This is a genomic window from Brevibacterium casei CIP 102111, from assembly GCF_900169275.1.
Classification (GTDB): Bacteria; Actinomycetota; Actinomycetes; order Actinomycetales; family Brevibacteriaceae; genus Brevibacterium; species Brevibacterium casei.
In genome coordinates, this window is record NZ_FXZC01000002.1 from 441,812 (window position 1) to 455,070 (window position 13,259).

A 13,259-nucleotide genomic window follows, 5' to 3' on the forward strand; every position below is an offset into this window, starting at 1 on the left:
TAGGATGGGAGGACCGGCGAGAACCAGCGCCGACACCTCGGCGAGAAGGAGCATCGATGACCTCTACCCCCGACCTCGAGTCCGCACTCGAGGCAGCCTCGCGCGCCTACGAGGAGTTCGCCTCCCGCGGGCTCAGCCTCGACATCACCCGCGGCAAGCCCGGAAGCGAGCAGCTCGACCTCGCAGACGGCCTCCTCACCGCGGTCAGCGGCGACGACGTGCGCACACCGAGCGGGGTCGATGCGCGCAACTACGGGGGGATCGAGGGCATCGTCGAACTCCGGGAGCTCTTCTCTCCGCTGCTCAAGGTCCCCACCGAGCAGCTGCTCGCCGGCGGCAACGCCTCGCTCACCCTCATGGGCCAGGCGCTCACCTTCGCCCTCCTCCACGGCACCGCCGTCTCCGGCGCCCCGTGGGGTGCGGGACCGCACAGGCTCATCTGCCCGGTCCCCGGCTACGACCGCCACTTCACGCTCGCCGAATCCCTCGGCTTCGAGCTCCTCTCCATCCCGATGGACGATGAGGGGCCCATCGTCGCCGAAGCTCAGCGCCTCGCCGAGGACGAGACCGTCAAAGGGATGTGGCTCGTGCCGATGTACTCCAACCCGACCGGCATCACGATCACCCCGGAGCGTGCCGCGCAGCTGGCGGCGATGCCGGCGGCCGCCCCCGACTTCACCCTGCTCTGGGACAACGCCTACGGTCTCCACCACCTCCGGGAGGACCATCCCGAGAACCTCGACATCCTCTCCCTCTGCGCCGAGGCGGGGCACCCGGAGCGCCCCTGGATCTTCGCGTCGACATCGAAGATCACGCACGCCGGATCCGGGGTGTCGTTCTTCGGGGCCGGGCCGGAGACGATGAGGTGGTTCATCGCCAACCTCGGGAAGATCGCGATCGGTCCGGACAAGGTCAACCAGCTGCGCCACCTCCGCTTCTTCGGCGACGCCGAAGGAGTCGTCGACCACATGCGCAAGCACGCCGAGATCATCGCCCCGAAGTTCGACGCCGTCCTCGACGCCCTCGAGACCGGTCTCGGCGGCACGGACCTGGCGACATGGACGAAGCCCGACGGCGGGTACTTCATCACCCTGACCACCCTCGAGGGCACGGCGGAGCGGATCGTCAAGCTCGCCGCCGAGGCCGGGGTCAAGCTCACCCCCGCCGGTGCGACCCACCCGTACGGGATCGACCCGGGCGGGAACGTCATCCGCATCGCCCCGACGATGCCGAGCCTGGGCGATGTCGAACTCGCCGCCGAGGGACTCGTCGCCTGCGTCAAGCTCGCGAGCTACGAGAAGCTCCTCGCCGGCTGAGCCGCGGTCCGACCACGCGAAGGGGCACCCGGTCCGACCGGGTGCCCCTTCGCGTATTCCTCAGGCCTCAGGGGTCCCGGATCAGTATTCGTAGAATCCGCGTCCCGACTTCACCCCGAGCAGTCCCGCATCGACCATCCGGGAGAGGAGGACGGGCGGCTTGGCCGCCGGATCACCGGTCTCGGAGAAGATGCTCTCGGCGGCGAAGAGGCACGTGTCGAGGCCGACGAGGTCGGCCAAGGCGATCGGGCCCATCGGGTGGGCGCAGCCCTTGACCATGCCCGCGTCGATGTCCTCCTTCGTCGCGTAGCCGGACTCGAGCATCCTGATCGCCGAACACAGGTACGGAATGAGGAGGGCGTTGACGATGAACCCGGGTCGGTCCGAGGCCTGGACCGGGGCCTTGCCGAGGACCTCGGAGACGAACGCGGTCGCCGTCTCCCTCACCTCCTCGGCGGTGAGCACGGAGGAGACGATCTCGACGAGGGGCTGGACCGGTGCGGGATTGAAGAAGTGGATCCCGAGGACCCGTTCGGGCCGGGTCGTCGCCTGGGCGAAGCGGATGATCGGCATCGACGAGGTGTTCGAGGCGAGGATCGCGTGCTCATCGGTGACGACGGCATCGAGACCGGCGAAGATCGAGCGCTTGACCTCCTCGTTCTCACTCGCCGCTTCGATGACGAGCTGGCGGTCGGCGAGGTCGGCGATGTCCGTGGTGAAGCGCAGCCGGGCCAGTGCCGCCTCCGAATCACCGGCGGTGAGCTTTCCGCGCTCGACGGCCTTGGCCAGGGACTTCTCGATCCGGGCGCGTCCGGCGTCGACGGCCGCGGTGTCGACCTCGGAGACGATGACGTCGCAGCCGGACTTCGCGAGCACCTCGGCGATGCCGGCTCCCATCAGTCCGCTGCCGACGACGGCGGTGCGTGCGATGACCATAGGTGTCTTCCCTTCGTTGTCTGTGTCCGTCGGTGCGGTCATGAGGCGAGGAACCACGAGGCGGAGCGGATCGCCTTCATCGCCTCACGCCGCCTCTCCCCCGGCAGGGTCTGGATGTAGACCTGGCCGTCGAGATGAGCGACCTCGTGCTGGATCATCTGCGCGAACACCTCGGTGCCGGAGATCTCGACCGGGTTGTTCTGCGCATCGACGCCGCGGGCGCGGGCGAACTCCCACCTCGGTGTCGGGAAGAAGAGCCCGGGCACGGACAGGCAGCCCTCCTCGATGTCGCGCAGCTCACCTCCGACCTCGACGATCTCCGGGTTGATGATGTATCCGGTGCGGCCGTCGACATCGTAGCCGAAGGCGCGCAGCCCGACTCCGATCTGCGGTGCCGCGACCGCCGCCCTGCCCTCGGGCAGCGAGGAGTCGACGAGGTCGGCGGCCAGTGCAGCCACGGAGTCGTCGAAGACCGTGACGGGGGCGCAGACGGTGCGCAGCACCGGATCGCCCCACAGGCGGATCTCGCGCTCAGCCACCGATGACCGCCACGAGATCGCCGCCTTCGAGCTGGGAGACCGAGTCGATGGCGACCCGGGAGATCGAGCCCGAGGAGGGCGCGGTGATCGAGGCCTCCATCTTCATCGCCTCGATCGTCGCGATGACGTCACCGGTCTCGACGGTGTCGCCGACGTCGACTTGGAGGGTGACGACCCCGGCGAAGGGGCTCGCCACATGACCGGACTGGGTCGGGTCGGCCTTCTCCGCGGTCTTGACGTCGGTCTCGACGGAGCGGTCGCGGACCTCGAGGGGACGCAGCTGTCCGTTGAGGGTGAACATCACCGAGCGCATGCCCCGTTCGTCGGTCTCCCCGATCGCGCGCAGGCCGATGAGGAGGTTCTTGCCCTTGGAGAGCTCGACCGTGTGCTCATCGCCGGAGGTGAGACCGTAGAGGTACTCAGAGGTCTCGACGACGGACAGGTCGCCGTAGCTCGCGCGCATCCGGTCGAACTCCTTCGTCGGTCCGGGGAAGAGCAGCTCGTTGAGCTTGGCCTGACGCTCCGGTCCCGGGGTCTCGAGAGCCGCCGCATCCGCCTCGGCGAGGTCCTCGACGACGGGCTTGTGGGTGCGGCCCTTGAGCGCCTTCGAACGGAACGGCTCCGGCCATCCGCCGGGAGGATCGCCGAGGTCGCCGGAGAGGAAGCCGATGACGGAGTCGGGGATGTCGAACTTCTCCGGGTGCGCGGCGAACTCCTCGGGGTCGACGCCGGCACCGACGAGGTGGAGGGCAAGGTCGCCGACGACCTTCGACGACGGGGTGACCTTGACGAGGTGGCCGAGGATGTCGTCGGCGGCCTCGTACATCCGCTCGATCTCCTCGAAGCGCTCCCCCAGGCCGAGAGCCACGGCCTGCTGGCGGAGGTTGGAAAGCTGCCCGCCGGGGATCTCATGGCGGTAGACGCGACCCGTCGGCCCCGGCAGACCGGACTCGAAGGGCGCGTAGACCTTGCGCACGGACTCCCAGTACGGTTCGAGGTCCTGGACCGCGGCCAGGCTGATGCCGGTGTCGCGCTCGGTGTGCTCGAACGCGGCGACGAGGGCGGAGAGGCTCGGCTGGCTCGTCGTCCCCGCCATGGCCGCCGAGGCCGCGTCAACGGCGTCGGCTCCGACATCCGCGGCGGCGAAGAGGGTCGCGAGCTGACCGCCGGCGGTGTCGTGGGTGTGGACGTGGACGGGCAGGTCGAAGTTCTCCCGCAGGGCGGTCACGAGCTTCGCAGCCGCGGCGGGACGGAGCAGTCCGGCCATGTCCTTGACGGCGAGCACATGAGCACCGGCGCCGACGATCTCCTCGGCCAGCCGGAGGTAGTAGTCGAGGGTGTAGAGCTCCTCCCGCGGATCGAGGATGTCCGAGGTGTAGCACAGGGCCACCTCGGCGATCGTCGTGTCGGTGGCACGGACGGCTTCGATGGCCGGACGCATCTGCTCGATGTCATTGAGGGCGTCGAAGATGCGGAAGACGTCGATGCCGGTCCGCGCCGCCTCGTCGACGAAGGCATCGGTGACCTTCGTCGGGTACGGGGTGTAGCCGACCGTGTTGCGTCCGCGCAGGAGCATCTGCAGGGCGATGTTCGGGATCGCCTCCCGCAGCTGGGCCAGGCGCTCCCAGGGATCCTCGCCGAGGAAGCGCAGCGCGACATCGTAGGTCGCCCCGCCCCACGCCTCGATGCTCAGCAGCTCGGGCGTCATCCGGGCGACGTGCCCGGCCACGGCGAGGAGATCCCGGGTGCGCACCCGGGTGGCGAGCAGCGACTGGTGGGCGTCGCGGAAGGTCGTGTCGGTCACGGCCAGCGGCGTCTGCTGCCGCAGGGCACGGGCGAAGCCCTCGGGGCCGAGCTCGAGGAGACGATCACGGCTGCCGGCCGGCGGGGCCTGGGCGAGGTCGACCTCCGGCAGCTTCTCCGCGGGACGGAGATGGACCTTCGCTTCGCCGTGGGGGCGGTTGACGGTGACGTCGGCGAGGTAGTCGAGGACCTTCGAGCCGCGGTCGGCGCTCACCCGGGCGTCGAGAAGCTGCGGACGCTCCTCGATGAAGGATGTCGCGATGTCGCCCTGGATGAAGGCGTCGTCCTCGAGGACGGCCTGGAGGAAGCCGATGTTCGATGACACGCCGCGGATGCGGAACTCAGCGAGCGCGCGCCGGGCCCGGGACACGGCCTGGGCGAAGGTGCGCCCGCGGCACGTGAGCTTGACGAGCATCGAATCGAAGTGCGCACTCACCGAGGCTCCGGCATGGACGGTGCCGCCGTCGAGGCGAACGCCCGCGCCGCCGGCAGAGCGGTAGGCGGTGATCGTGCCCGTGTCGGGCCGGAACGAGTTCGCGGGATCCTCGGTGGTGATGCGGCACTGCAGGGCCGCGCCCTTGATCCGTAGGTCCTCCTGGCGCAGGCCGAGATCCTCGAGGCTCTCCCCCGCGGCAATGCGCATCTGCGAGGCGACGAGGTCGACATCGGTGATCTCCTCGGTCACCGTGTGCTCGACCTGGATGCGCGGGTTCATCTCGATGAAGACGTGCTTGCCTGCCCGAGGTCCTTCGGTCTCGAGGAGGAATTCGACGGTGCCGGCGTTCTGGTAGCCCAGCGCCCGGGCGAACTTGAGGGCATCGGAGTGGAGGGCGGCGGCGATCTCGGGGTCGAGGTTGGGTGCCGGGGCGATCTCGATGACCTTCTGGTGGCGCCGCTGCAGGGAGCAGTCGCGTTCGAAGAGGTGGATGGCGTTCGAGTCGTTGTCGGCGAGCACCTGCACCTCGATGTGGCGGGGACGCTGGACGGCCTGCTCGATGAAGACCGTGGGATCGCCGAAGGCGCCTTCGGCTTCGCGCATCGCGGCCTTGAGCGCGTCCTCGAGCTGGGAGGCCTCCGAGACCCGGCGCATTCCGCGTCCGCCGCCGCCGGCGACGGCCTTGACGAAGAGCGGGTACTCCATCGACTCCGCGTCGGCGAGCAGCTGGGCGACGTCGGCGGAGGGACGGGTCGAGTCGAGCACGGGGATGCCGGCGCTGCGGGCCGCCGAGAGCGCCTGCACCTTGTTGCCGGCGAGTTCGAGGACATCGGCCTTGGGGCCGATGAACGTGATGCCGTTCTCAGCGCACGCGCGGGCGAGGTCGGGGTTCTCGGAGAGGAAGCCGTATCCCGGGTAGACGGCGTCGGCGCCGGACTCCTTGGCCACGCGGATGATCTCCTCGACGCTGAGGTAGGCGCGCACGGGGTGGCCCTCCTCGCCGATCATGTAGGCCTCGTCGGCCTTCATCCGATGCTCGGAGTTGCGGTCTTCGTAGGGGAACACAGCGACGGTGGAGGCACCGAGCTCGTAGGCCGCGCGGAACGCGCGCACCGCGATCTCTCCGCGATTGGCCACAAGGACTTTAGAGAACATCTGTGTTTCTCGCTTCTGTATCGATCGCCGCAGGGCGATGCGTCGACGGGCTGTCGAGAGACCACTCTACTCAGTGACCTGTGCCACTGAATGCAGGGGGTCCTGGTTTCGCACGGCGCCCGGTCCTCGGCGTGGTCGGGCCTGCCGCGCAGGACCGGATACGTTACCGTAGGAGGGTGCTTGTCCTCAGTATCAGCAGTCTCAAAGGCGGCGTCGGCAAGACGTCGGTGACCCTCGGTCTCGCTTCGGCGGCCTACAACCGCGGCATCCCGACGCTCGTCGTCGACATGGATCCGCAGGCCGATTCGTCGACGGGCCTCGATGTGCCGACCTCGACGAAGGTCGACATCGCCGATGTCCTCGCGGCCCCGAAGTCGCAGAAGATCCTCTCCGAGGCGATCATCCCCTCCGGCTGGGTCGGCGAGACGAAGGGCCACCTCGACGTCATCTCCGGCTCGCCCCGGGCCGCCGAGTTCGACCGTCCCTCACTGTCCGAACGCTACCTGCGTCGGCTCGAGGACGCGCTCAGTCGGATCGCCAAGGGTTACCGGCTCATCCTCATCGACTGCCCGCCGAGCCTCAACGGGCTCACCCGGACCGCGTGGACGGCGAGCAGCCGCGTCGCCGTCGTCACCGAGCCCAGCCTCTTCTCCGTCGCCGCCGCCGATCGCGCCCTGCGCGCCGCCGACGAGCTGCGGCAGCGGGGCACCTCACAGATCCAGCCGCTCGGCCTCGTCGTCAACCGCGTCCGTGCAGGCTCGACCGAGCATGACTACCGGATCCAGGAGATGCGGGAGATGTTCGGTCCCCTCGTCCTCAATCCCCCGCTGGCCGAACGCGCAGTCATGCAGCAGGCCCAGGGATCCGCCCGACCCATCCACTCGTGGCCGGGCAAGCCCGCCGAGGAGGTCGCCTCCTCGTTCGATGCGCTGCTCGAGCGAGCCCTGCGCTCGGAGAACATCCGTGGGCGCAAGGCGGCGAAGCAGTCGTCGTGAGCCGGCGTTACGCACGCTGGATCTGAGACAACCGGATCTGAGACAACAGTGAGGGCCCCATCCGATCGGATGGGGCCCTCACTCTGTGGGATTGTTCGGACGAAGAGGTCTGAGCCGACCTCAGCCGAGCTTCTGTGCGCGGCGCTGCGCGAGCTCGTCCATGGCGAAGAGCGTCGAGTCGTCTTCGGGGAGGCGTTCGCTCGGCAGTTCGGAGAGACTGCCCTCGACCTCGTTCCACACGCGGCCGACGGCGATGCCGAAGACGCCCTGCCCGCCCTGGAGGAGGTCGACGACCTCGTCGGGGGACGTGCATTCGAAGACGCTGGCACCATCGGACATCAGAGTGATCTGGGAGAGGTCCTCGACGCCGCGAGAGCGGAGGTGGTCGACGGCGGTGCGGATCGACTGCAGCCCGACGCCGGTGTCGAGAAGGCGCTTGACGATCTTGAGGACGAGGATGTCGCGGAAGCTGTAGAGGCGCTGGCTGCCCGAGCCGGTGGCGTTGCGGATCGAGGGGGTGACGAGGTCGGTGCGCGCCCAGTAGTCGAGTCGACGGTAGGTGATGCCGACGACCTTGCACACGGTCGGACCGCGGTAGCCGGCCTCCTCATCGAGGACGGGCAGGTCGTCGTCGAACAGGAGCCCCTGTGCCGCGGACGGCAAGGGCGTCGACTCGACGCTTTCGTGACTTGAGCGGTTCACACCGACTCCTCCTTATAGTCCCTGGGGGAAGTGAGGTCGCGTTGTCGGGCAGAGAATGAAGCCATTCTACCGCTCTTCGCAGCGAACCTACAGTGGGATTCAACAACTCCAAACTATTGTGCCGGAGTCGGAGGGACAAACACCCCAAGGTAACGATTTGCGCGTGTCGCCGTTATGGGAGTATTCGAACACCGGGAGCCGCGCGTCGGCTCAGTTCGCCGGTTCGGGGGCAGGGCCCTCGTCGGCCTCCTCGGCGGGCTTCTTCGGCTTCGCGGAGGTGAGCAGCTTCGTCTTCACGGTCGAGGCGTAGGTGTCGACGTACTCCTGGCCGGACAGGCGCATGATCTCGTACATGATCTCGTCGGTGATCGACCGGAGGAGGAACCGGTCGACGGGCAGCCCCTCGTACTTGGAGAAGTCCATGGGCGAACCGAAGACGACGCCGACGCGTCGGAACTTCGGGATGAGGCGGCCGGCCGGCTGGATCTTGTCGGTGCCGATGATCGCCACCGGGATGACCGGGGCCCCGGATTCGAGGACGAGGCGGGCGATGCCGGTGCGGCCGCGGTAGAGCTTGCCGTCGGGTGACCGGGTGCCCTCCGGATAGATGCCGAGCGAATTGCCTTCGCGCAGGACCTTGAGTCCGGCCTCGAGCGAGGCCTGCGATCCGGAGCCGCCGCCGCGGTCCATCGGGAGCTGATTGTTGAGCTTGAAGAACCAGCGCGTCACCGCTCCTTTGATGCCGCGACCGGTGAAGTAGTCCTTCTTCGCGAGGTAGACGACGGGGCGGGGCGCAAGCAGGGGGACGAAGATCGAGTCCATGAAGTGCATGTGGTTGCCGGCGATGATCGCCGGCCCGTCCTGCGGCAGGTTGTCCAGCCCCCGCACCCACGGACGGAAGAGGATCCGCAGGATGGGTCCGGCCAGGACCCGCTTGAGAAACCAGTAGAACACGTGCACCCTTCCATGTCACGACGCTTTGTCGTCCCCGGTCATCATATATCCAACTTCCGACGGCGAGGACCGCCGCCGACGATGCCCGAATCCTGTGTTCGTGGGATGCTGGGAGCATGGAGATCGACTTCGCACCGCTGCCTGCTCCGCGGGCCGCGTACTCGTCCGTGTCGCCTCGCGCCGACGTCGCCGTCCTCTTCCTCCACGGCATCACCGGCTCCCCGGCGGCGTGGCATCCGATCGCCCGCGCCCTGGCCGCCGACGACATCAGCGTGAGCGTCCCCCTGCTGCCCGGCCACGGTACGACCTGGCGGGATCTCGCCGCCACGTCGTGGTCGGACTGGTTCGCCGCCGCCGAGGCGGAGCTGCGGTCACTGCAGGCCGACCATGAGCACGTCGTCGTCGCCGGGCTCTCGATGGGCGGGGCGCTCAGCCTCGCCCTCGGCACGCTTCCGAAGCCGCCTGATGCGATCGTCGTCGTCAACCCGGCGCTCTACGTCGACTCCCCGCTCGCCCCGCTGCTGCCGGTCCTCTCCCGGATCGTGCCGACGGTCGCGGCGATCGGCAACGACATCGCCCACCCGGGACGCGACGAGTACGCCGGGGACCGGACTCCGGTCGCGGCGGTCGCCTCGCTCGCTTCGGCGCTCACCGGCCTGCGCACCGACCTCTGGGAGATCACCTCCCCCGTGACGGTCCTCGTCTCCGGTCAGGACAACGTCGTGGGTCCGCGCAGCCTCCGCGTGCTCCGCTCCCGGCTGCCCGAGGCTCCCGAGATCATCGCCCTGCGCCGATCCCGCCACGTGGCCACCCTCGACTTCGACGCCGAGGTCATCGCCGAGGCGGTCGCGACTGCCGCCCGCGGGACCACCGTGCGGACCGCCTCGGCGGGAGGGGTTTCGGCCGCCTCGGCGGGAGGGGAAGGGAATAGACCCGCGCCGGGGATTGCTGATGAATGACATGAACGGGGACGACGAGCGCGAGGACTGGCGCGACCACGTGCCCGAATCCGAACGGATCGGCGACTCGTCGCGCATCAGCGACAGCCACTGGGACGACCTCGTGGCCCGAATCTCCGAACCCGATGCTCCGATGAGCGAGATGCCGGTCGAGGAGATCCGGGAGAGGCTCGAGGAGACCGAACGCTGGGAGCCGGAGCCGGCTGCCCCGATCGGCTGGCGCACAGCGCCGCCGACGTTCATGCTCTCCGTCGCAGCGACCCTCGGCGCGGTCGTCCTCCTCATCGTCGGGGCGGTCCTCTTCCGTCCCCTGCCGACGTGGTTCCTCCTCGTCGGACTCGCCGTCGGCATCGGAGGCGCCGTCGGACTCTTCTTCCACCTGCCCACCCGCTCGCGCACCGAGGGCGGCGACAACGGGGCGTCGGTGTGAGTCCGCGTCAGCACCGGATGGCACACTTCTAGGCATGTCGTTACCGGCCACGCCCTTCGACCGCGCCCCGCACGGACTCGAGCGCACCCAGCTCTCGTTCGCCGACATCGGCACTCCCCTCTATGAGGTCACCTTCGTCGTCGTCGACCTCGAGACGACCGGCACCCATTCGGGCACCTCGGAGATCACGGAGATCGGCGCGGTCAAGCTGCGCGGCGGCGAGGTCATCGGGGAGTTCCAGTCGCTGGTCAAACCCGAGCATTCGGTCATCTCCCCATTCGTCTCCCGGCTCACCGGCATCACCCACGCGATGGTCGACGACGCGCCCTCGATCCGCTCCGTGCTGCCGAGCTTCCTCGAATTCGCCGTCGGAGCGGTCCTCGTCGCCCACAACGCCCCGTTCGACATCGGCTTCCTCCGTTCGGCGTGCGAACGCCTCGACTACCACTGGCCGCAGCCGCAGGTCCTCGACACCGTCACCCTCTCCCGGCGGGTGCTCGGCCGGGACGAGGTCCGCAACCACAAGCTCGGGACCCTGGCCGCGCACTTCGGCACCGTGGTCGAACCCGACCATCGTGCGCTCTCCGATGCGCGGGCGACCGGCGAGGTCCTCCACCGTCTCCTCGAGCGCTTCGGCGGGTACGGGATCACGACGCTCGAGGAGCTCGCCACGGTCCGCCAGTCAGGGTGGGCGAAGCGGCAGGCGAAATCCCATCTCGCCAAGGGCGTGCCCGCCGAGCCCGGGGTGTACATGTTCCTCGACGGCACCCGCAGAGTGCTCTACATCGGCAAGTCGGGCAATATGGCCCGGCGCGTGCGCGGGTACTTCAACGCCTCGGAGAACCGCGGCCGGATGGCCGAAATGGTCACCGCCGCCCAGGAGGTCTCGTGCCTGCCGTGCGCCCACGTCCTCGAGGCCGAGGTCCGGGAGGTCAGGCTCATCGGCGAACTCGCGCCCCCGTACAACCGGAGGTCGAAGAACCCGGAGCGCAACGCGTGGGTCGTCCTCAGCGACGAGACCTTCCCTCGGCTCTCCGTCGCCCGGGCCGTCTCCGCCCTCGAACGCTCGCCCGCTCCGCCGTTGGGCCCGTTCCGCTCCCGCAAGACCGCCCAGGCCGTCAAGGAGCTCCTCGAGACCCTCTATCCCGTCAAACGCTGCACCGCGAAGGTGACGGCTGTGACGGCGGCCGACCACCGTGCGTGTGTGAGCGCCCAGGTCGGCCAGTGCGGGGGTCCGTGCGCGGGGGTGAGCGACCCGGCGGAGTACGCCGAGCTCATCTCCGGTCTCCGTGCGGTCCTCGGCGGAGATCTCTCGACCCTGCGCGAACACAGCGGAGCGCGGATGGCCCGGCTCGCCTCCGAGGCGCGGTATGAGACCGCCGCCGAGGTCCGTGACGGCATGCGGGCGGCCCTGCTCACCGCAGCGCGCGCCGAGACCGTGGCCGGGCTGGCCGCCGTCGCAGAGATCCAGGCATGGTCTCCGGCCCCTGAGGGCGGGATCGACCTCGTCGTCGTCCGCCACGGCAAACTCGCCGCAGCGGCACACCGGGCGAGCACAGCCGGACTCGCCGAGGCGTTCACGGCGTTGTCATCGACCGCGGAGTGGGTGCCGTCGCCGGGACCCTTCCCCTCCGGCGCCGATGCGCTGCCGGAGGAGACGCGGATGCTCGCGCACTGGCTCGAGACCGCGGTCGCGTGGCGCTCGAGCGGCGGGTGGGCGATGCCGGCCGCCGGTGCGAACCATCACGCGACCGCCTCAGGAGCCGTTCGCCTCGGCGATGCGGGTTGAGACCTCGACGAGCTGATCGAGCTTCGCGGCGCCGAGCCCGGAATCGACGGTCTCCTCGGCGATCGTCAGCTTCGCCGCGAGCCGTTCGGTGAACGAACCGGCGGCGACCTCATCGGCGGCGACGAGGGCCGCAGCCGAGTTGATGAGGACGATGTCGCGCACCGCCGACGCCTCACCGGCGAGCACGGAGCGCATGATCGCGGCGTTCTCCTGCGGCCCGCCGCCGCGCAGCGCGTCCTTCGTCACTCTCTCGAACCCGAGGTCGAGGGCGTCGAACGTCGTGTGCTCGACCTCACCGTGCCTGACCTCCCACACGTCGTTGACGTCGGTGTTGCTCAGTTCGTCGAGACCGTCGCGGGAGCGGAAGACGACGGCCTGATGCCCGCGCTTGGCCAAGGTGCCGACGACGAGCGGCGCCATCTGCGCATCGGCGACGCCGATCGCCGTGTGTCGGGCGCGGGCCGGGTTGGTCAGCGGTCCGAGGATGTTGAAGGCCGTGGGCACGCTGATCTGCCTGCGCACCGCGGCGACGAACTGCATCGAGGGATGGAAGACGTTGGCGAAGCAGAAGGCCAGACCCACCTCGGCGCCGACCTGGCCGGTCTGCTCAGGGGTGATGTCGAAACGGACGCCGAGGGCCTCGAGGACGTCGGCCGACCCCGACGCCGAGGAGGTCGCGCGGTTGCCGTGCTTGACGACCCGCTGGCCGGTCGCGGCGATGATCATCGCTGCGGTCGAGGAGATATTCGCCGTCTTCGCTCGGTCGCCGCCGGTGCCGACGATGTCGACGGAGTCCTCGAGGCCCGGCAGCGGTACGGCGTGGTCCATCATCGCCGAGACGAGTCCGGCGATCTCGGCGACGGTCTCGCCCTTCGTGTGATGGGCGGCGAGGAATGCGGCCATCGTCACATCGGGGACCTCGCCGGACATGATCTGATCCATCGCCCACGAGGCCTCCGCCTCGTCGAGGTCCTGACCGTGCATGAGCTTCATGAGGAGATCGGGCCAGTCCGCGATGCCGGCTTCCCGTGTCGATCCGGTCCCGGAGACAGGTGTCTCCGGAGCTGTCGTACGCGGCTGTTCCGTCATCGCAGAGGGCTCTCCAAACAGGGGACATCCACCGCCTCCGGACAGGAGGCGGAGCTTACCTGCGGCATCCTATCGCGTTCTCGACACGCGGGGTGGACGTCACACCGGAACGAGATTGCGGCACCAATCCGCGGTTTTCGCTACACCGTGTAGAAA

Annotated in this window: 11 protein-coding genes; 5 read left to right on the plus strand and 6 right to left on the minus strand. The window is 69.1% G+C overall.

The features are described from left to right. Window positions 1-56 precede the first annotated feature (56 nt). A complete protein-coding gene (locus BC102111_RS05670; protein WP_101623766.1) occupies window positions 57-1,316 on the plus strand; it encodes an aspartate aminotransferase type Ic in 1,260 nt (419 codons plus the stop codon). A gap of 81 nt (window positions 1,317-1,397) precedes the next feature. Here BC102111_RS05670 and BC102111_RS05675 read toward each other — a convergent pair whose 3' ends face one another. From BC102111_RS05675 to BC102111_RS05685, 3 genes are read right to left on the minus strand one after another with little or no spacing between them, the layout of a single operon-like run. Next, window positions 1,398-2,252: a 3-hydroxybutyryl-CoA dehydrogenase gene (locus BC102111_RS05675; RefSeq protein ID WP_101623767.1), complete on the minus strand. Its 855-nt coding sequence runs from the start codon at window positions 2,250-2,252 to the stop codon at window positions 1,398-1,400. 38 nt (window positions 2,253-2,290) lie between these two features. Next, a complete protein-coding gene (locus BC102111_RS05680; RefSeq protein WP_009375732.1) occupies window positions 2,291-2,791 on the minus strand; it encodes a peptide deformylase in 501 nt (166 codons plus the stop codon). Continuing rightward, the gene (locus tag BC102111_RS05685) at window positions 2,784-6,185 is read right to left on the minus strand and encodes a pyruvate carboxylase (protein ID WP_101623768.1); all 3,402 of its coding nucleotides are present in this window, start codon (window positions 6,183-6,185) and stop codon (window positions 2,784-2,786) included. The genes BC102111_RS05680 and BC102111_RS05685 overlap by 8 nt, the downstream gene beginning before the upstream one ends. Before the next feature lie 176 nt (window positions 6,186-6,361). On the opposite strand from BC102111_RS05685, the gene BC102111_RS05690 reads away from it, so the two are divergent. Next, on the plus strand, window positions 6,362-7,180 hold the full coding sequence (locus BC102111_RS05690) for a ParA family protein (protein ID WP_009375729.1): 819 nt from the start codon (window positions 6,362-6,364) through the stop codon (window positions 7,178-7,180). Between the two features lie 120 nt (window positions 7,181-7,300). Here BC102111_RS05690 and BC102111_RS05695 read toward each other — a convergent pair whose 3' ends face one another. After that, the gene (locus tag BC102111_RS05695; protein ID WP_101623769.1) at window positions 7,301-7,882 is read right to left on the minus strand and encodes a MerR family transcriptional regulator; all 582 of its coding nucleotides are present in this window, start codon (window positions 7,880-7,882) and stop codon (window positions 7,301-7,303) included. A 210-nt stretch (window positions 7,883-8,092) separates the two neighbouring features. Continuing rightward, the gene (locus BC102111_RS05700; RefSeq protein ID WP_101623770.1) at window positions 8,093-8,836 is read right to left on the minus strand and encodes a lysophospholipid acyltransferase family protein; all 744 of its coding nucleotides are present in this window, start codon (window positions 8,834-8,836) and stop codon (window positions 8,093-8,095) included. Between the two features lie 116 nt (window positions 8,837-8,952). On the opposite strand from BC102111_RS05700, the gene BC102111_RS05705 reads away from it, so the two are divergent. The 3 genes from BC102111_RS05705 to BC102111_RS05715 are packed head-to-tail and all read left to right on the plus strand — an operon-like array spanning window position 8,953 to window position 12,014. Beyond that, complete coding sequence (locus tag BC102111_RS05705) at window positions 8,953-9,795, plus strand: alpha/beta hydrolase (RefSeq protein ID WP_101623771.1); 843 nt, start codon at window positions 8,953-8,955, stop codon at window positions 9,793-9,795. After that, complete coding sequence (locus BC102111_RS05710) at window positions 9,788-10,225, plus strand: hypothetical protein (RefSeq protein WP_232252583.1); 438 nt, start codon at window positions 9,788-9,790, stop codon at window positions 10,223-10,225. Before BC102111_RS05705 ends, BC102111_RS05710 begins: the two co-directional genes overlap by 8 nt. A 34-nt stretch (window positions 10,226-10,259) precedes the next feature. Then, window positions 10,260-12,014: a DEDD exonuclease domain-containing protein gene (locus BC102111_RS05715; protein WP_101623773.1), complete on the plus strand. Its 1,755-nt coding sequence runs from the start codon at window positions 10,260-10,262 to the stop codon at window positions 12,012-12,014. Here the strand turns inward: BC102111_RS05715 and trpD are convergent. Continuing rightward, a complete protein-coding gene (gene trpD, locus BC102111_RS05720; protein ID WP_101623774.1) occupies window positions 11,982-13,103 on the minus strand; it encodes an anthranilate phosphoribosyltransferase in 1,122 nt (373 codons plus the stop codon). The two genes, BC102111_RS05715 and trpD, sit on opposite strands and share 33 nt — an antisense overlap. Window positions 13,104-13,259 lie beyond the last annotated feature (156 nt).